Origin of the sequence: Streptomyces liangshanensis, assembly GCF_011694815.1 — a bacterium.
Taxonomy (GTDB): domain Bacteria; phylum Actinomycetota; class Actinomycetes; order Streptomycetales; family Streptomycetaceae; genus Streptomyces; species Streptomyces liangshanensis.
In genome coordinates this window covers 3,242,600-3,258,697 of record NZ_CP050177.1, presented here as the reverse complement: position 1 = coordinate 3,258,697, position 16,098 = coordinate 3,242,600, and the positions used below count along the sequence as shown (strand labels likewise).

Below are 16,098 nucleotides of genomic sequence, written 5' to 3'. Positions count from 1 at the left end.
GAGAGACCGAGACCGCCCATGTCCGAGAACGCAGTCGGCACGCTCGCCGAACCGCCCTTCCACATACGCTTCGCCCACACCGTCGACCGCCACCTGGTCCACCGGGCCGCCGTGGCCGAGGTGTTCGTGACCGACACCCGCCAGATCGGCGAGTCCGTCTACCTCGCGGGCGCCCAGACGCCGCTGTCGCACAGCTACTACAACGACCACATCCAGCACGGCGCCCTCACCGACGTCCTGCTGGTCCTGGAGGCGTGCCGGCAGGCGGCCGTCTGCGGGGGCCACACCTTCCTCGACATCGCGATGGACACGTCGTTCCTCGTCAACGAGGTGTCGGTGCAGCTGCGCAACCCCGAGGCGCTGCGGACGGGCGGCGACCCCGGCGAGCTCCAGCTCCTCACCGAGTACCCGGCGGTACGGATGAAGGGCGGCCGGGTCCGGCAGGTCGGCGTCGAGCAGGAGCTGACCTTCAACGGGGCGGCCGTAGGCGTCTCGTCCATGCGGGTCAGCGCCATGACGAAGCACGAGTACGAGTCCCTGCGCACCTACCAGCGCGGCGGCGTCGCCCCCTCCACCCGCGAGGTGCCCCGGCCCGACCGCTCGGGCATTCTCGCCCCGGCCCAGGTCGGCCGTACGTCACCGGGCAACGTCGTCCTGGCGGAACCGGTCTTCGACTCGGGGCGCCTGACGGCCCGGCTGCTGCCGGACTTCGACAACCGCAGCCTCTTCGACCACCAGTACGACCACTTCCCCGCCATGACCCTGCTGGAGGGCGCCCGGCAACTGGCGCTCCTGGCCGCGTTCTGGAGCGGCCGGCAGCTGTCGGCCACCCATGTGCTGGGCATGAACGCCGCGTTCCTGCGCTTCGCGGAGCTCGACGCGCCCGTCGTGCTGAGCGCCGGGATGCCCGCCGCCGGCGAGGACACCGTCGACGTCGCGTTCCGGCAGGCGGGCCGCAGCGTGGCCACGGCGTCGGTACGGCTGTACGAGGAGGCGAAGGCATGACGGACGCGGCGAAGGACGGCGTCCGCGCCGTCTGGACCGACTTCCGCGGCGTCCTCACCCCGCCGCTGCCCTGGGCCGTCGACTCCTTCTGCCGCCCCATGGGCCTGGAGCCCGCCGCGCTGCACGCGGCGATGCGCACGGTCGGCCGGCGGTACGGCACCAGCTCGATGGCGCCGCTGGACACCCCGCTCGTGGCCGAGGACGAGTGGGGCAGGCAGGTCGAGGCGGCGCTCCTCGACCAGTTCGGGATCCGCGCCGACATGTCGGGCTTCGCCGAACGGTGGTTCGCCGACCGGCGCGTCAACCGGCCGTGGATCGACGAGCTGGAGCGGATCCGCGCCGAGGGCGTCTTCGTCGGCCTGCTCTCCAACATGCCGCCCGGCTGGGACCCGTACTGGCGGCAGATGGTCGACCCCGGCCTCTTCGACGACCTGGTGATGTCGTTCGAGACGGGCTGCCGCAAACCCGACCGGGAGATCTTCGACCTCGCCGTACGGCGCTCGGGCATTCCCGCCGCGCGGAGCCTGCTCGCCGACGACCTGGCGGAGAACTGCGAGGGAGCGGTCCTGGCCGGCTGGCACGGGCTGCACTTCACCGACACCGCGGATGCCGTCCGCGTACTGCGAAAGGAACTGGCATGAGCCGCACCGTTCTGATCAGCGGGGGCAACCGGGGCATCGGTCTCGCCGTGGCGCGGTCGTTCGCCGACGCGGGCGACAAGGTGGCCGTCACCTACCGCACCGGCGCCCCGCCGCCCGGCCTGTTCGGGGTCGCCTGCGACGTCACCGAGGAGGAGTCCGTCAAGCGGGCCGTCGCCGACGTGGAGGCCCAGTACGGACCCGTGGAGGTGCTGGTCGCCAACGCGGGCATCACCCGGGACGGGCTCCTGCCGATGATGAGCGAGAAGGACTTCCGGGACGTCATCGACACCAACGTCCTCGGCGCCTTCCGGCTCGCCAAGCACGCCACCGGCGGGATGCTCAGGAAGCGCTGGGGGCGGCTGGTGTTCATGTCCTCCGTGATGGGCACGCTCGGCTCGCCGGGACAGACCAACTACGCGGCGTCCAAGAGCGCCCTCGTGGGCCTCGCCCGCTCCCTCGCCTGGGAGCTGGGCGCCCGGAAGATCACCTCCAACGTCGTCACCCCGGGGCTGATCGAGACCGACATGATCGAGCACATCACCGACGGGCGCCGCGCCGAGCTGATCGGCAACACCCCGCTGCGGCGCACCGGGACCGCCGACGAGGTGGCGGCGGTCGTACGGTTCCTGGCGAGTGACGCCGCGTCGTTCGTCACCGGGGCCGTCGTGCCGGTGAGCGGCGGCATCGGCATGGGCCACTGAACGGTCGGTTCCCACCATGGAGCACAACGACGTGCACCGGGACGGCGGGGCCGGGGGGACCACCCCCGCGGGCCCCGTCGTCCTGATCGACTGCACCCCGCGTACCGGCATCACCCGCCAGGACCTGGAGGTGCTCGACCGCTGGACGCCGAACGGCGTGGGGCGGGACCCCGAGGCGGCGGCCGGCAAGGAACGGCGGCTGCGGCACATCGCCCGCACCCTTTACGAGTCGTGGCTCAGGCCGCTGCGGGTACGGTCCGAGGACGTCGGCGGCGGATTCGTGTTCACGCACCCCGCCGCCGGGGTCACCGTGATCGAGTGCTGCGCCCGGCACACCCTGCACGTGGACGTGTGGGACGCCTGCGACCGGTTGAGGGTGCTCGTGGGCGGGGATCCCGACGAGAAGGCGGGAAGATCCGTACCACCGGTCGCCGCGCACCAGCCGGTGATCTGAGCGCGGCCGACCCCACAACCGTGCAGCCGCCCCGCCCCGAGCGGGCCCCGCCCGAGCGAGCCCCCGCCCCCGAGTGAGGAGACAACGTGCGCATCGTGCGCCACCACGAGTACGGCCCGTCCAAGGTCCTGGTCACCGAGGAGGCCGAGCGGCCCGGGTACGGCCCCGAGGACGTCCTCGTCCGCGCCGAGGCGATCGGTGTCGACCACGCCGACGTACAGCGCAGGCTCGGCACGTTCCCGCTCGGGCCGCCGCCGCTCCCGTACTGCCCGTCCACCGACGTCGCCGGCACGGTCGTCGCGGTCGGCGACCGTGTGGGGGACTTCACACCCGGGCAGCGGGTCGTCGTGTGGAAGGCCCGGAACGCGTACGCGGAGTACGTGGCGGCGCCCGCCGCGCACCTCCTGCCGCTGCCCGAGGGGCTGGACGCCGCCGAGGCCACGCTGCTCGGCTCCACCGGCCGGGTCGCCGTCCACCTGCTCCGTACCGCCCGGGTCGCCGAGGGCGAGACGGTCCTCGTCCACGCGGGCGCCGGCGCGATCGGCCACATCGCCGTCCAGGCCGCCCGCGCGCTCGGCGCCGCCCGGGTCATCGCCACGGCGGGCTCCCCGGCCAAGCGGGACTTCGCCCGCTCCCTCGGCGCGGACGCCGCCGTCGACCACCGCGACCCCGACTGGCCCGAGCGGGTCGCCGAGGCGGCGGGACCCGGCGGCGTCGACGTCGTGCTCGACGGCGTCGGCGGCCGGCAACTCCTCGACGACGTCAAGGTGCTCGCCCCGTACGGCCGGCTCGTGTTCTACGGCGCCTCGGGCGGCGACACCGCACAGCCCGCGATCCCCGCCCTGTCGCTGATGGGCATGCGGCAGGTCATGGGCTTCAGCATGCCCACCCTCCTGGGCAGCCGGCCCGCCGAGGCCGAGGAGGGCGTGCGCCTGCTGCTGGGCTTCGTACGGGACGGATCCGTACGGCCGGTCATCCACGCGCGGGTCCCGCTGGCCGAGGCGGCGCGCGCCCATGACCTGCTCGAAGAGCGGAGGAGCATGGGGCGCGTCGTTCTCGTGCCGTGAGGGGCGTAGGCTCGACAGGCCCGATTGGCAGACATATGGGAGGCGGCCTGATGACTGCATCTATTCAAGATGTAGGTCTCAAGCGCGAGCTGGAGCAGAAGGTCCGGGCGGGAGAGCGGCTGTCCCGCGAGGACGGGATCGCCCTGTACGAGACGGACGACCTGGCCTGGCTCGGCGGGCTCGCCCACGAGGTGCGGACGCGGAAGAACGGCGACGTCGTCCACTTCAACGTCAACCGCCACCTCAACATGACCAACGTGTGCACCGCGTCGTGCGCGTACTGCTCGTTCCAGCGCAAGCCGGGCGAGAAGGACGCGTACACGATGCGCATCGAGGAGGCCGTCCGCCTCGCCGAGGCGATGCGCGGCGAGAACCTCACCGAGCTGCACATCGTCAACGGCCTGCACCCGACCCTCCCCTGGCGCTACTACCCGCGCTCGCTCAGCGCCCTGAAGGAAGCCCTCCCCGAGGTCTCCCTCAAGGCGTTCACCGCCACCGAGATCCACCACTTCGAGACGATCTCCGGTCTCTCGGCCTCCGAGATCCTGGACGAGCTGATCGAGGCCGGCCTGGAGTCGCTCACCGGCGGCGGCGCGGAGATCTTCGACTGGGAGGTCCGCCAGCACATCGTCGACCACAACACCCACTGGGAGGACTGGTCGCGCATCCACCGCCTCGCCCACGCGAAGGGGCTCAAGACCCCGGCGACGATGCTGTACGGGCACATCGAGGAGCCCCGCCACCGGGTCGACCACGTGCTGCGGCTGCGCGAGCTCCAGGACGAGACCGGCGGCTTCCAGGTCTTCATCCCGCTGCGCTACCAGCACGACTTCGTGGACATGAAGGACGGCAAGATCCGCAACCGCCTCCAGGCCCGCACCACGATGGCCACCGGCGCGGAGGCGCTCAAGACGTTCGCGGTCTCCCGGCTGCTCTTCGACAACGTCCCGCACGTGAAGGTCTTCTGGGTGATGCACGGCGTCCAGACCGCCCAACTCGCCCTCCAGCACGGCGCGGACGACATGGACGGCTCGGTCGTCGAGTACAAGATCACGCACGACGCGGACAACTACGGCACGCCCAACAAGCTGGGCCGTGAGGATCTGCTCGAACTGATCCGCGACGCCGGGTTCCGCCCGGTCGAGCGCAACACCCGGTACGAGATCATCCGCGAGTACCCGGGGCCGGACGCCGACCGCCGCGAGTCCCCGCAGCCCATGCGGCTCTGAGGCCGGGGAACAGAAGCATGTCGCTCACGTTCGAGCTGGACCCGGCGGTGGACCGCACCCTGCACGACGGACTCGTCGCGCTGTGGACGGACGTCTCCAACGCCGGGGGCTCCGTCGGGTTCGTCCCGCCGGTCACCGCCGACGACGTACGGCCCGAGGTGGTCAAGCACCTCTCCGCCATGGCGGAGGGCCGCTGCCGGCTGCTGGTCGGGTACGACGAGGAGGGCGCCGTCGCCGCGACGGCGTTCCTCACGCTCAACACCCACCGGCTGATGCGCCACTGGCTGTGGCTCTACACGGTGATGGTCGCGCCCGGCCACCAGGGCAAGGGGTACGGCCGCGACCTCATGGCCGCGGCCGCCGGCGCCGCCCGGGGCATCGACGGCATCGAGGCGATCCGCCTCACCTGCCGCGGCGGCACCGGCGTGGACCGCTTCTACGCGTCGTGCGGCTACAAGGAAGTCGGCCGGGTGCCCGACGCGATCCGGGTCGCGCCCGGCGACGACCGCGACGACATCATCATGCTGCTTCCGCTCCACCAGTACTGAACGCGGGAAGAGAGAAGGCCTGTTGTGACCCTTGCGAATCCGAGTCCCACCCTCCGCTACACGGCGATGCGGATCGGCGTCTTCATGGGCTGCCTCGTCTTCTCCGCCGTCCTCGTCCACTTCGGGCTCGTCCCCAAGGGCTTCGGCGACTCCAACGTCATCTGGGTGCTGCTCCTCGCCATCGTCCTGTCGGCGCCGCTCAGCTTCGTCCTGCTGCGCCGCCAGCGCGACGCGATGTCGGCCCAACTGGTCGAGAAGGTGGCGGGCGCCCGCGCCAAACTGGAGGCCAACAAGTCCCAGGAGGACAGCGCCACCCAGCAGTAGGCGTCGCTCGCGCGGAGCCCCGGCACAGGCAGGAGCCCTGCTTTCCCCACCCGAGTGGGGGACGCAGGGCTCCTTGGGTACTGCTCTTCAAGATCTTCGCGATCGCCTACCCGGAAGACTAGGCCGGGGTGACGTTCTCCGCCTGGGGGCCCTTGGGTCCCTGAGTGACGTCGAAGTTCACGACCTGGTTCTCCTCGAGGGAGCGAAAACCGGACGCGTTGATCGCGGAGTAGTGGACGAAGACATCCGGGCCGCCGCCGTCCTGGGCGATGAAGCCGAAGCCCTTTTCAGCGTTGAACCACTTGACGGTTCCGGTAGCCATAAGCCCTCCTTGGGCCAAAGGGTTGCCCTGCTCCAGAACCTGCAAAGAAGTCTGAAAACTACAAAAGCCTGCGGGTCACATGCTCCGCAGGCTCTGTACTGCAAGGGAAACCAAACTGCAACTTGCGGCGAGCCTAGCACGCGCCCTGTGTGCGGCGGTAGAGGGAAAGATCACTTCACCCGGACGTTTGACAGGGGCCCTGACGTGCTGACGGGACGCGCCCGGGGAGCCCCCGGAGCGGGCTCCGCAGGGGGGTCTAGTCTCGCGTTGTGGACAGTTCCGAAGGAAACTCAACCGTAGAGGCCGCCGGACCCGATCATGGCGACCACGCCGCCCACCCCGGCGGCCGGCCCCGCGTCGGCCATATCCAGTTCCTGAACTGCCTCCCCCTCTATTGGGGCCTGGCCAGGACCGGAACCCTTCTCGACCTGGAGCTCACGAAGGACACCCCGGAGAAGCTCAGCGAGCAGCTCGTCCGGGGCGAACTCGATATCGGCCCCGTCACCCTGGTCGAATTCCTCCGTAACGCCGACGATCTTGTCGCATTCCCCGATCTGGCGGTCGGTTGCGACGGCCCCGTCATGTCGTGCGTGATCGTTTCGCAGCTCCCGCTGGAGCGGCTGGACGGGGCGCGGGTGGCCCTCGGTTCCACGTCCCGTACCTCGGTACGGCTGGCGCAGCTCCTCCTGGAGGAGCAGTACAAGGTCACCCCCGACTACTTCACGTGCCCGCCCGACCTCGGCCTGATGATGCAGGAGGCCGACGCGGCCGTCCTGATCGGCGACGCCGCCCTGCGCGCCTCGCTGCACGACGCGCCCCGCCTCGGCCTCCAGGTCCACGACCTCGGGCAGATGTGGAAGGACTGGACGGGGCTGCCGTTCGTCTTCGCCGTCTGGGCGGCCCGCAAGGACTACCTGGCACGCGAGCCCGCGCTCGTACGGAAGGTGCACGACGCCTTCCTCGCGTCGCGCGACGTGTCGCTGGAGGAGGTCACCAAGGTCGCCGAGCAGGCGTCGCGCTGGGAGGCCTTCGACGCGGAGCTGCTGGAGCGCTACTTCACGACGCTCGACTTCCGCTTCGGCGCGGACCAGCTCGCGGGGGTACGGGAGTTCGCGCGCCGCACCGGCCCGACGACCGGCTTCCCGGCCGACGTGCACGTCGAGCTGCTGCGGCCCTGACGGTCCGCGTCCCGCTGCGGCCCTGACGCCCCGCGTCCCGCTGCGGCCCTGACGCCCCGCGTCCCGCTCCGCTCCCGACCCCCATGGGCCTGGGGGCGGCGGACCCGTACCCCCTACGCTGCTCCGTACGGACGCGCGAGGCCGAGGGGGGCACCAGCATGCAGCCGTTGGAGGCAGGCGAGGAGAGCGTCGGGCCGTACCGGCTCCTGGGCCGGCTCGGTTCCGGCGGGATGGGCCGGGTGTATCTCGCCCGCTCGACCGGCGGCCGCACGGTCGCGGTGAAGGTCGTCCATCCGCACTACGCCATGGACGAGGAGTTCCGGGCCCGCTTCCGCCGCGAGGTGGCCTCGGCGCGACTCGTGGGTACGGGCCCCGGCGCGCACCGCTGGTCGGCCCCGGTCCTCGCCGCCGACCCCGACGCGGACGTGCCGTGGGTGGCCACCGGGTACGTGGCGGGGCCCTCGCTGACCCAGGCCGTCGCCGGCCACGGGTCGCTGCCCGGGCGGTCCGTCACGGCGCTGGGCGCGGCCCTCGCCGAGGCGCTGGTCGCCGTCCACGGGCTCGGTCTGGTCCACCGTGACGTGAAGCCCTCGAACGTCCTGCTGGCCCTGGACGGCCCCCGGCTCATCGACTTCGGCATCGCCCGCGCCACCGACGGCACCGCCTCGCTCACCGCGACCGGCGTGTCCGTCGGGTCGCCCGGCTACATGGCGCCCGAGCAGATCACCGGCAAGGGCGTGACCGGCGCGGCCGACGTCTTCTCGCTGGGCGCGGTCCTCGCGTACGCGGCGACGGGCGCGGGGCCCTTCGTGGGCGACTCGTCCGCCGCGCTGCTGTACAAGGTGGTCCACGAGGAACCCGAACTGGGCCCGATGGAGGGCGCGCTGCGCGACCTGGTCGTGCACTGCCTGGCCAAGGACCCGGCGGCGCGCCCCACCCCCGCCGAGGTCGCGCGCCGCCTCGCGCCCGGCGGGGCCGAGCGGGCGGTGGCCGGGGGCTGGCTGCCGGGACCGCTGGTCGAGGAGGTCAGCCTCGCGGCGGTGGCGCTCCTGGACCTGGACGTCGAGGGGCGCGCCCCCGGCCCCGTACCGGCCGCCGAGCCGTCGGCCGGGCACTCGCGGGTGGCGACGGGTCCGGTGCCGTTCACCCAGGCGTCGACGGACGGTGGGGGTACGGACCGGGGCGACGCGACCGGCTCCGGGGCCCGGGCCCCGGAGCCGGTGCTGGGGGTGTTCGGGCCGCCGACGGAGCCGCCCCGCGACGCCGCCGTGCCGGAGCGGCGGTCGCCCGACGGCGGGTTCTCCGTGTCGGTGTCCGGCAACGCCGGGCGCGGGCAGGGGCGCCGGGGCCGCAAGGTCAGCTGCACGGTCGTGCTGGCCGTGGCGGGCGCGCTGGCGGCGGTGACCGTGGGCGGCGGGGTCCTCCTCGACCAGTGGAACGACGACAAGCGCTCCAGCGCGGCCCAGGACGGCGGGCAGACCGACACGACGGCGAGCGCCCCGGCCACCTCGGGACCTCCCGCCTCGACGCCCGCGCCGGGCGACCCGGCCCCCGACACCCCGTCAGGCTCCGCGTCCCCCTCCGATTCCGCCGCACCCGGTCCCGGCGCGGGCGCCGTCCCCGACGAGCTGATCGGGACCTGGGACGGCCCCATCACCGCCGCCGGCATCCCGGCCGGCACGATGAAGGTCACCCTCACGAAGGGCACGGCCGGGGAGCGGGTCGGCACGGGCGAACAGACCGACATCCTGGGGAACTTCACCTGCCAGGACCTGTTCACCCTCACCCGGGCGGAGGACCGCGCGATCGTCGTGGACGTCAAGAAGGGCCCGCGCAGCCAGAGCCTGTGCACGGAGAGCTCCGAGGGGCTGCGGCTCACGCTGGAGAAGGACGGCCTGCACTACGACTCCGACGACGCGGCGGCGGGCAACCCCACCGGCGTCCTGAAGAAGCGGTAGTCGCGAGGCGGCAGCCGCACGGGGTCGGCGCGACCACGGGCAGCCGGCCCGCCCGGGTCGCGCCCCCGCGACCCGGGCGCGCCGGGAGCCTGGCGTAGGCTGGATCGGCCCGCTGTACGCCCCCTTGGGAAGGACCCGCCCCGGTGACCGAGAAGGCCGACCTCACGTCCGAATACGTCACTGGTGTCCTCGACCGTGCGGCTTCCGGGGGCCGTATCACCCCGGAAGAGGCCCTCGACCTCTACCGCTCCGCGCCGCTCCACGCCCTCGGCTCCGCCGCCGACGCGGCCCGCCGGCTGCGCTACGCCGGGACCGAGCACATCGCGACGTACATCATCGAGCGGAACATCAACTACACGAACCTGTGCGTCACGGCGTGCAAGTTCTGCGCCTTCTACGCCGCGCCCAAGGACACCGAGAAGGGCTGGACCCGCGGCCTCGACGACATCCTGCGCCGCTGCGCGGAGACCGTGGAGCTGGGCGGCACGCAGATCATGTTCCAGGGCGGCCACCACCCGGACTTCGGCGTCGAGTACTACGAAGAGCACTTCGCGGCCATCAAGAAGGACTTCCCGCAGCTGGTCATCCACTCCCTCGGCGCCTCCGAGGTCGAGCACATGGCCCGCATCTCGGGCGTCTCCGCCGAGGAGGCCATCCGCCGCATCCACGCGGCCGGGCTCGACTCGTTCGCGGGCGCCGGCGCCGAGCTGCTGCCCGCGCGGCCCCGCAAGGCCATCGCGCCGCTCAAGGAGTCCGGCGAACGCTGGCTGGAGATCATGGAGATCGCGCACGGCCTGGGCGTCGAGTCGACCTCCACGATGCTGATGGGCACGGGCGAGACCAACGCCGAGCGCATCGAGCACCTGCGGATGATCCGGGACGTGCAGGACCGTACGGGCGGCTTCCGCGCCTTCATCCCGTACACCTACCAGCCCGAGAACAACCACCTGAAGGGCCAGACGCAGGCCACGCTCTTCGAGTACCTGCGGATCATCGCCGTCGCGCGGCTCTTCCTCGACAACGTCGCCCACATCCAGGGCTCCTGGCTGACCACGGGCAAGGAGGTCGGCCAGCTGTCGCTGCACTACGGCGCCGACGACCTCGGCTCGATCATGCTGGAGGAGAACGTCGTCTCGTCGGCCGGCGCCAAGCACCGCTCCAACCGGCTGGAGATCATCGACCTGATCCGCAAGGCGGGCCGCGTCCCGGCGCAGCGCGCCACGACGTACGAACACCTCGTCGTGCACGACGACCCGGCGAACGACCCGGTCGACGACCGCGTCCAGTCGCACATCTCCTCGACGGCGATCGAGGGCGGTACGGCCCACCCGGAGCTGAAGCTGCTCGCCTCCAACTGAGAACGCGGGGACGACCGCCGTGCTGACGATCCATCACGCGGAACTGCTGCTGCCCGGCGCCGGGGAGGAACCGGTACCGGGAGGCGCCGTCCTCGTGGACGGCTCCGTCCTGGCGGCCGTCGGCCCGTACGAGCGGCTGGCCGCCGAGCACCCGGGGGTACGGGTGCGCCGGTGGCCGGGGATCATCACGCCGGGCCTGCTGAATCCGTACGGCCCCGAGCTGTTGGAGCGGGCGTACCACCCCGACCCCCGCGAGGCGGACACCCTCGGGACCGGCCCCCTCACCGGTGACGCGCTCGACGCGCTGGGCCTGACCGACGCCCGGTGGGGCGCGAGCGCGCGGCGCGGGGTGCGGAGCCTGCTCGCGCACGGGGCGGTGGCGGTCGCGGGCGACCTGCGGCGGGACACGGTCGTGGACGCCGTCCAGCGCTCCGGGCTCGGCGTCGAACAGCGCTTCACGGACCCGGCGGGCCCGGCCACGCTCGACGCGTTCGCGGGGCGGCCGGCGGCGGAGGCGTTCCTGCTCCCCCTTCTGGGTGACAGGGGGCTGTACGCGGACTTCGCGGTGTTCGCCGTACCGGTGGACGGGGATCCGTACACGGCCCTGGCCGGGCACGGCGCGGCCACCTGCGTGGCGACGGTGCTGGGCGGCAGGCTGGTGCACCGGCGCGCGTGAGGCGGGGGCGGGCCTGCGAGAATGGGCCTAGCACGCCTAGCACGCCACCCCACCCGGATCCGAGACAAGCGAGGCCAACGCCAGTGACGCGCGCATCCCTGGACAAGCAGCCGCACGAAGTCGCCTCGATGTTCGACGGCGTGGCGGCGAACTACGACCTGACCAACGACGTGCTGTCGCTCGGGCAGGACCGGGTGTGGCGCAAGGCGGTCGCGAAGGCCGTCCACGCGCGCCCCGCCGAGCGGATCCTCGACCTGGCGGCGGGCACCGCGACTTCCTCGCAGCCGTTCGCCGCGACCGGCGCGTACGTCGTGCCCTGCGACTTCTCGCTGGGCATGCTGCGGGAGGGCAAGAAGCGCCACCCGTGGATGCCGTTCACGGCGGGGGACGCGACGAAGCTGCCGTTCGCCGACGAGGTCTTCGACGCGGTGACGATCTCCTTCGGGCTGCGCAACGTGCACGACACGGACCGCGCGCTGCGGGAGCTGTACCGGGTGACGAAGCCGGGCGGGCGGGTGGTGATCTGTGAGTTCTCGCACCCGACGTGGGCGCCGTTCAGGACCGTCTACACCGAGTACCTGATGCGGGCGCTGCCGCCGACCGCGCGCGCGGTGTCGTCCAACCCCGACGCGTACGTGTACCTCGCCGAGTCCATCCGCGCGTGGCCCGACCAGCCGGCGCTGGCCGAGCGGTTGCAAGGCGCGGGCTGGTCGCGGGTGGCGTGGCGGAACCTGACCGGCGGGATCGTGGCGCTGCACCGGGGCGTACGGGACTGAGTCCCGGCACGCCCCCCACCTCCCGTACCGCTACCCGCCCCGCCCCCGCTCAGAGCGCCAACCGGTAGCAGTGCGCCTCGACCCCCGACACCTTGCTCGTGTACGTCTCCGCCCGGGCCATGCCGAGGCGCCGGATCACCGCCACGGACCGGGTGTTCTCGGGGCGGACCATGGCCACCACCCGGCCGACGCCTGCCGTCCGTACCCGCTTCAGCGTCGTGCGCGCGGCGGCCGTGACGTACCCGCGCCCCCAGTATTCCCGTCCCAGCCGCCACCCGATCTCGATCTCGCCGACCGGCCCGAACTCCTCGTGCGGCCAGGGCTGGGCGCCGGTGAAGCCGATCGCGTCGCCCCGCTCGTCCACCAGCGTCCAGAAGCAGAAGCCCCGTTCGGCGTCGTGCCGGCGCTGGCGGGCGGTCAGCTCCTCGTACACCGAGTGCTCGGCGGAGGCGCCGCCGTGGAACTCCATCACCTCGGGGTGGTCGAACAGCCGGTGCCAGGCGAGGGCGTCCTCCTCGGTGGGGACACGGAGGTGCACGACGGGCGGTGGCTCGGTCCTGTCCTTCATGAGGCAGCCCTTCAGCGTGGTGATCGGTGCGCACGAATAGACTGCACAGGTCCCGTGCCGTCCGGTACGCCATTTCGAGTCTTCGGGAGAACCCGCTGTGACCGAGCCCCTCTCCGAACACACCGCGGATGTGATTGTCGTCGGCGCAGGACCGGCCGGTTCGACGACCGCGTACTACCTCGCCAAGGCGGGCCTGGACGTCCTGCTGCTGGAGAAGACGGCGTTCCCGCGCGAGAAGGTCTGCGGCGACGGTCTCACCCCGCGGGCCACGAAGCAGCTCGTGTCGATGGGCATCGACATCTCCGAGGAGGCGGGCTGGCTGCGGAACAAGGGTCTGCGGATCATCGGCGGCGGGGTACGGCTCCAGCTCGACTGGCCGGATCTCGCCTCGTACCCGGACTACGGACTCGTGCGCAAGCGCGACGACTTCGACGAACAGCTCGCCCGCCAGGCGCAGAAGGCCGGCGCGCGGCTGTACGAGCGCTGCAACGTGGGCGCGCCGATCACGGACGCGCGCACCGGCCGGATCACGGGCGTGAACGCGAAGCTGGGCGAGGAGAAGACCCCGGTCACCTTCCACGCGCCGCTCGTCGTGGCCGCCGACGGCAACTCGACGCGCCTGTCGCTGGCGATGGGGCTGCACCGGCGCGAGGACCGGCCGATGGGCGTCGCGGTCCGGACGTACTTCACGTCGCCGCGCCACGACGACGACTACCTGGAGTCGTGGCTGGAGCTGTGGGACCGGCGCGGGCCCGGCGAGGACCGGCTGCTGCCGGGGTACGGCTGGATCTTCGGCATGGGCGACGGTACGTCCAACGTCGGCCTGGGCGTCCTCAACACCTCCGAGTCCTTCAAGGAGCTGGACTGGCGCGAGGTGCTCAAGGCGTGGTGCGCGTCGATGCCCGAGGACTGGGGCTACACCCCGGACAACATGACGATGCCGATCCGCGGCGCCGCGCTGCCGATGGCGTTCAACCGCCAGCCGCACTACACGCGGGGCCTGTTGCTGGTCGGCGACGCGGGCGGGATGGTCAACCCGTTCAACGGCGAGGGCATCGCGTACGCCATGGAGTCGGGCCAGATCGCGGCCGAGGTGATCGTCCAGGCCCACGCCCGCGCGACCCCGGCCCAGCGCGAGCTGGTGCTCCAGCGCTACCCGCGCATCCTGAAGGAGACCTACGGCGGCTACTACTCGCTGGGCCGCGCCTTCGTGAAGCTCATCGGCAACCCCAAGATCATGAAGATCGCGGCCCAACGCGGCCTGACCCACCCGCTGCTGATGAAGTTCCTCCTGAAGATGCTGGCCAACCTGACGGACCCCACCGGCGGCGACGCCTCGGACCGCATCATCAACGGCCTGACCAAGGTCGCCCCGAAGGCGTGACCGGGCGGCGGTGAAGGCGCCGGTCCGGAACCGGCGCGTGACCGGGGACGGGGACGTCCCTCGCCCGGTGGCCGCTCAGGGCGAAGGTTGTGGCCACCGTGGCCGTCAGGGTGGCGGCCAGGGGGAGGACCGCCGTGGGGGAGAGGGCGAGCAGGGTGGCGCCCAGGGCGGCGCCGGCGAGCATCGCCGCGATCGAGCCGAGGCGGCGGGCGGGCCTCGCGCCCGGGCCGCCGCCCAGGGTGCTGTCCGCCGTGAGGCCGGCCAGGGTCAGGGTCAGGACCGAGGTGTTGAGGTCGGGCACGCCGAGGTGGCGGACCGTGCTGTTCTGGAGGCCGGCCGCCAGGGCGAGCAGCGCGATGGACGCGTAGGCGCCGTGGCCGCCCGGTTCGGCCGCCTTGCCGCCGACGGTGAGTACGGCGACGAGGCCGAGCACCGCCGTCTCGGTGGCCAGGGCCACGACCAGCCAGGGGCGCGGCCGGTGGGACAGGCGGGCGGCGATGCGGCCGCCGGTCAGCGAGCCCAGGAGGAAGCCGCTGAGACCGGTGACGGAGGCGGCCACCAGGAGGTGCGCGCCGCCCGGCCGCAGACCCGCGCCGAGGAAGATGACGTTGCCGGTCATGAAGGCCACGAAGACATGCCCGAGGTGGAGGTAGCTGAACGCGTCGACCAGTCCGGTCACCACGGTCAGCGCGAGCAGCGCGGCGACCGTCGGGCGGGTGTCGAGGGGCGAGGGAACGGCCATGGCGGCTTCCGTTTCGAACGGGACGGGGGGCGGGGCGGCCCCCGGGCCCCGGCGGGGCGGCCGGGATCCAGGGGCCCTGCCGCGCGGCGGGACGTGCGCTCCGCCGGCGCCCGTCGGGCGGCGTACCCAGCGTCCGGCACACCCCCTCATCGCGTCCAACGATCACCAGTGCTGACCCCCATCGACGCGATCGATGGCCTTCCGTAGAGTCGCGCCATGGAGATCCGCGAACTGGAGTACTTCCTCGCCTGCTGCGAGACCGGGAGCTTCACCGCCGCGGCCCGCAAGGTCCACCTCGTGCAGTCCGCGATGTCCAGCGCGATCGCGCGGCTGGAACGGGACCTGGGCGTCGAGCTGTTCGACCGTACGGTCACGCCCGTCGCCGTGACCGAGCACGGCGAGGCCCTCCGTACCGCCGCCCAGCGGGTGCTCGACGCCGTGCGGAGCGCGCGGGACGAGGTCCACGCCGTCGGCGGCCGGGTCCGGGGGACGGTGGTGCTCGGCAGTACGTTCAGCACGGGACCGCTCGACCTGGCCACCGTCCTCACCGGCCTGCGGACCCGCCACCCCGAGGTGGTCGTCCAGTTGCGCCAGTCGTCGGCCGGCTCGACGGGCAACCTGCTGGCGGTGCTGGACGGTTCGCTGGACATCGCGCTGACGGCCAGCAACGAGCGCCCGCCCGACGGGATCGTGCTCCGGCCGCTGATCGAGGAGCCGTTGGTGTTCGCCTGCCGGGCGGACCACCCCCTCGCCGCCCGCGCCGCGGTCACCCCGTCCGACCTGTCTGCCGAGTCGGTCCTGCGGTTCCCGCCCGGCTGGGGCATGCGGCACACCGTGGACCGGGTGCTCGGCCCGGCGCGGGCGGCGACCGAGGTCGCCGACTACGGGCTGATGGCCAGGCTCGTGGGCGCCGGTTTCGGTACGACCCTGATGCCCGCCTCGGCGGCGGGCACCGGCGACGGCCTGTGCGTGGTCCCGCTGGAGGCGCCGGACCTGACGTGGCGGCTGTCCGCGGCCGTCAGCACCCGCCGCCGCCCCGCCGCGGCCACCGTGGCCCTCCTCGACGCGCTGGGCGAGGCGGCGGACCGGGCGGCCGGCGCGCGGGACTGAACGAACGGCCCTGGCCGCCTCCCAGGACGCACGCCGCCTCCTAGGACGTGGGCCTTC

Annotated in this window: 18 protein-coding genes; 15 read left to right on the top strand and 3 right to left on the bottom strand. The window is 72.7% G+C overall.

The window, feature by feature from the left end:
* Window positions 1-18 precede the first annotated feature (18 nt).
* The 8 genes from HA039_RS14005 to HA039_RS13970 all read left to right on the top strand — a co-directional run bounded on the left by HA039_RS14005 (window position 19) and on the right by HA039_RS13970 (window position 5,969).
* Window positions 19-1,005: a ScbA/BarX family gamma-butyrolactone biosynthesis protein gene (locus HA039_RS14005; protein ID WP_167028893.1), complete on the top strand. Its 987-nt coding sequence runs from the start codon at window positions 19-21 to the stop codon at window positions 1,003-1,005.
* Window positions 1,002-1,646: an HAD-IA family hydrolase gene (locus HA039_RS14000; RefSeq protein ID WP_167028890.1), complete on the top strand. Its 645-nt coding sequence runs from the start codon at window positions 1,002-1,004 to the stop codon at window positions 1,644-1,646. Before HA039_RS14005 ends, HA039_RS14000 begins: the two co-directional genes overlap by 4 nt.
* Complete coding sequence (gene fabG, locus HA039_RS13995; protein ID WP_167028887.1) at window positions 1,643-2,347, top strand: 3-oxoacyl-ACP reductase FabG; 705 nt, start codon at window positions 1,643-1,645, stop codon at window positions 2,345-2,347. The genes HA039_RS14000 and fabG overlap by 4 nt, the downstream gene beginning before the upstream one ends.
* A gap of 16 nt (window positions 2,348-2,363) precedes the next feature.
* Window positions 2,364-2,801, top strand: coding sequence for a hypothetical protein (locus tag HA039_RS13990; protein WP_167028884.1), 438 nt, complete (start codon window positions 2,364-2,366; stop codon window positions 2,799-2,801).
* An 86-nt stretch (window positions 2,802-2,887) separates the two neighbouring features.
* Window positions 2,888-3,868, top strand: a complete 981-nt coding sequence (locus HA039_RS13985; RefSeq protein ID WP_167028881.1) for a quinone oxidoreductase family protein — start codon at window positions 2,888-2,890, stop codon at window positions 3,866-3,868.
* A gap of 50 nt (window positions 3,869-3,918) precedes the next feature.
* Window positions 3,919-5,097: an aminofutalosine synthase MqnE gene (gene mqnE / locus HA039_RS13980; RefSeq protein ID WP_425086338.1), complete on the top strand. Its 1,179-nt coding sequence runs from the start codon at window positions 3,919-3,921 to the stop codon at window positions 5,095-5,097.
* A 17-nt stretch (window positions 5,098-5,114) separates the two neighbouring features.
* On the top strand, window positions 5,115-5,645 hold the full coding sequence (locus HA039_RS13975; RefSeq protein ID WP_167028875.1) for a GNAT family N-acetyltransferase: 531 nt from the start codon (window positions 5,115-5,117) through the stop codon (window positions 5,643-5,645).
* A gap of 24 nt (window positions 5,646-5,669) precedes the next feature.
* Entirely contained in the window at window positions 5,670-5,969 is a 300-nt protein-coding gene (locus tag HA039_RS13970) for a DUF4229 domain-containing protein (protein WP_167028871.1), read from the top strand.
* A gap of 118 nt (window positions 5,970-6,087) precedes the next feature.
* Here the strand turns inward: HA039_RS13970 and HA039_RS13965 are convergent, their stop codons facing one another.
* Window positions 6,088-6,291 (bottom strand): cold-shock protein, encoded by a 204-nt coding sequence (locus HA039_RS13965; protein WP_003967102.1) that lies wholly within the window; start codon window positions 6,289-6,291, stop codon window positions 6,088-6,090.
* Between the two features lie 365 nt (window positions 6,292-6,656).
* Between HA039_RS13965 and HA039_RS13960 the strand changes: the two genes are divergently transcribed.
* The 5 genes from HA039_RS13960 to HA039_RS13940 all read left to right on the top strand — a co-directional run bounded on the left by HA039_RS13960 (window position 6,657) and on the right by HA039_RS13940 (window position 12,237).
* Window positions 6,657-7,469, top strand: coding sequence for a menaquinone biosynthetic enzyme MqnA/MqnD family protein (locus HA039_RS13960; protein ID WP_208298797.1), 813 nt, complete (start codon window positions 6,657-6,659; stop codon window positions 7,467-7,469).
* A 158-nt stretch (window positions 7,470-7,627) separates the two neighbouring features.
* On the top strand, window positions 7,628-9,427 hold the full coding sequence (locus tag HA039_RS13955) for a serine/threonine-protein kinase (RefSeq protein WP_167028865.1): 1,800 nt from the start codon (window positions 7,628-7,630) through the stop codon (window positions 9,425-9,427).
* 143 nt (window positions 9,428-9,570) lie between these two features.
* Window positions 9,571-10,785, top strand: coding sequence for a cyclic dehypoxanthinyl futalosine synthase (gene mqnC / locus HA039_RS13950; RefSeq protein WP_167028862.1), 1,215 nt, complete (start codon window positions 9,571-9,573; stop codon window positions 10,783-10,785).
* Between the two features lie 19 nt (window positions 10,786-10,804).
* Entirely contained in the window at window positions 10,805-11,461 is a 657-nt protein-coding gene (locus HA039_RS13945; RefSeq protein ID WP_167028859.1) for an imidazolonepropionase-like domain-containing protein, read from the top strand.
* Window positions 11,462-11,544: 83 nt separating this feature from the next.
* Complete coding sequence (locus tag HA039_RS13940) at window positions 11,545-12,237, top strand: demethylmenaquinone methyltransferase (protein WP_167028855.1); 693 nt, start codon at window positions 11,545-11,547, stop codon at window positions 12,235-12,237.
* Window positions 12,238-12,286: 49 nt separating this feature from the next.
* On the opposite strand, the gene HA039_RS13935 is transcribed toward HA039_RS13940, so the two are convergent.
* Complete coding sequence (locus HA039_RS13935) at window positions 12,287-12,805, bottom strand: GNAT family N-acetyltransferase (RefSeq protein ID WP_167028850.1); 519 nt, start codon at window positions 12,803-12,805, stop codon at window positions 12,287-12,289.
* 97 nt (window positions 12,806-12,902) lie between these two features.
* On the opposite strand from HA039_RS13935, the gene HA039_RS13930 reads away from it, so the two are divergent.
* The gene (locus tag HA039_RS13930) at window positions 12,903-14,189 is read left to right on the top strand and encodes a geranylgeranyl reductase family protein (RefSeq protein WP_167028845.1); all 1,287 of its coding nucleotides are present in this window, start codon (window positions 12,903-12,905) and stop codon (window positions 14,187-14,189) included.
* On the opposite strand, the gene HA039_RS13925 is transcribed toward HA039_RS13930, so the two are convergent.
* A complete protein-coding gene (locus HA039_RS13925; protein WP_167028840.1) occupies window positions 14,155-14,931 on the bottom strand; it encodes a YoaK family protein in 777 nt (258 codons plus the stop codon). The genes HA039_RS13930 and HA039_RS13925 overlap by 35 nt on opposite strands.
* Before the next feature lie 216 nt (window positions 14,932-15,147).
* Between HA039_RS13925 and HA039_RS13920 the strand changes: the two genes are divergently transcribed.
* Window positions 15,148-16,041, top strand: a complete 894-nt coding sequence (locus tag HA039_RS13920; RefSeq protein ID WP_167028835.1) for a LysR family transcriptional regulator — start codon at window positions 15,148-15,150, stop codon at window positions 16,039-16,041.
* The last annotated feature ends 57 nt before the right edge of the window (window positions 16,042-16,098 follow it).

What these genes read in the sequence shown, in the direction of transcription:
- fabG (WP_167028887.1), top strand. Translation starts at nt 1,643, where the DNA reads ATGAGCCGCACCGTTCTGATCAGCGGGGGCAACCGGGGCATCGGTCTC.
- HA039_RS13990 (WP_167028884.1), top strand. Translation starts at nt 2,364, where the DNA reads ATGGAGCACAACGACGTGCACCGGGACGGCGGGGCCGGGGGGACCACC.
- mqnE (WP_425086338.1), top strand. Translation starts at nt 3,919, where the DNA reads ATGACTGCATCTATTCAAGATGTAGGTCTCAAGCGCGAGCTGGAGCAG.
- HA039_RS13920 (WP_167028835.1), top strand. Translation starts at nt 15,148, where the DNA reads ATGGAGATCCGCGAACTGGAGTACTTCCTCGCCTGCTGCGAGACCGGG.
- HA039_RS13965 (WP_003967102.1), bottom strand. Translation starts at nt 6,291, where the DNA reads ATGGCTACCGGAACCGTCAAGTGGTTCAACGCTGAAAAGGGCTTCGGC.
- HA039_RS14005 (WP_167028893.1), top strand. Translation starts at nt 19, where the DNA reads ATGTCCGAGAACGCAGTCGGCACGCTCGCCGAACCGCCCTTCCACATA.
- HA039_RS13955 (WP_167028865.1), top strand. Translation starts at nt 7,628, where the DNA reads ATGCAGCCGTTGGAGGCAGGCGAGGAGAGCGTCGGGCCGTACCGGCTC.
- HA039_RS13925 (WP_167028840.1), bottom strand. Translation starts at nt 14,931, where the DNA reads ATGGCCGTTCCCTCGCCCCTCGACACCCGCCCGACGGTCGCCGCGCTG.
- HA039_RS13975 (WP_167028875.1), top strand. Translation starts at nt 5,115, where the DNA reads ATGTCGCTCACGTTCGAGCTGGACCCGGCGGTGGACCGCACCCTGCAC.
- HA039_RS14000 (WP_167028890.1), top strand. Translation starts at nt 1,002, where the DNA reads ATGACGGACGCGGCGAAGGACGGCGTCCGCGCCGTCTGGACCGACTTC.
- HA039_RS13935 (WP_167028850.1), bottom strand. Translation starts at nt 12,805, where the DNA reads ATGAAGGACAGGACCGAGCCACCGCCCGTCGTGCACCTCCGTGTCCCC.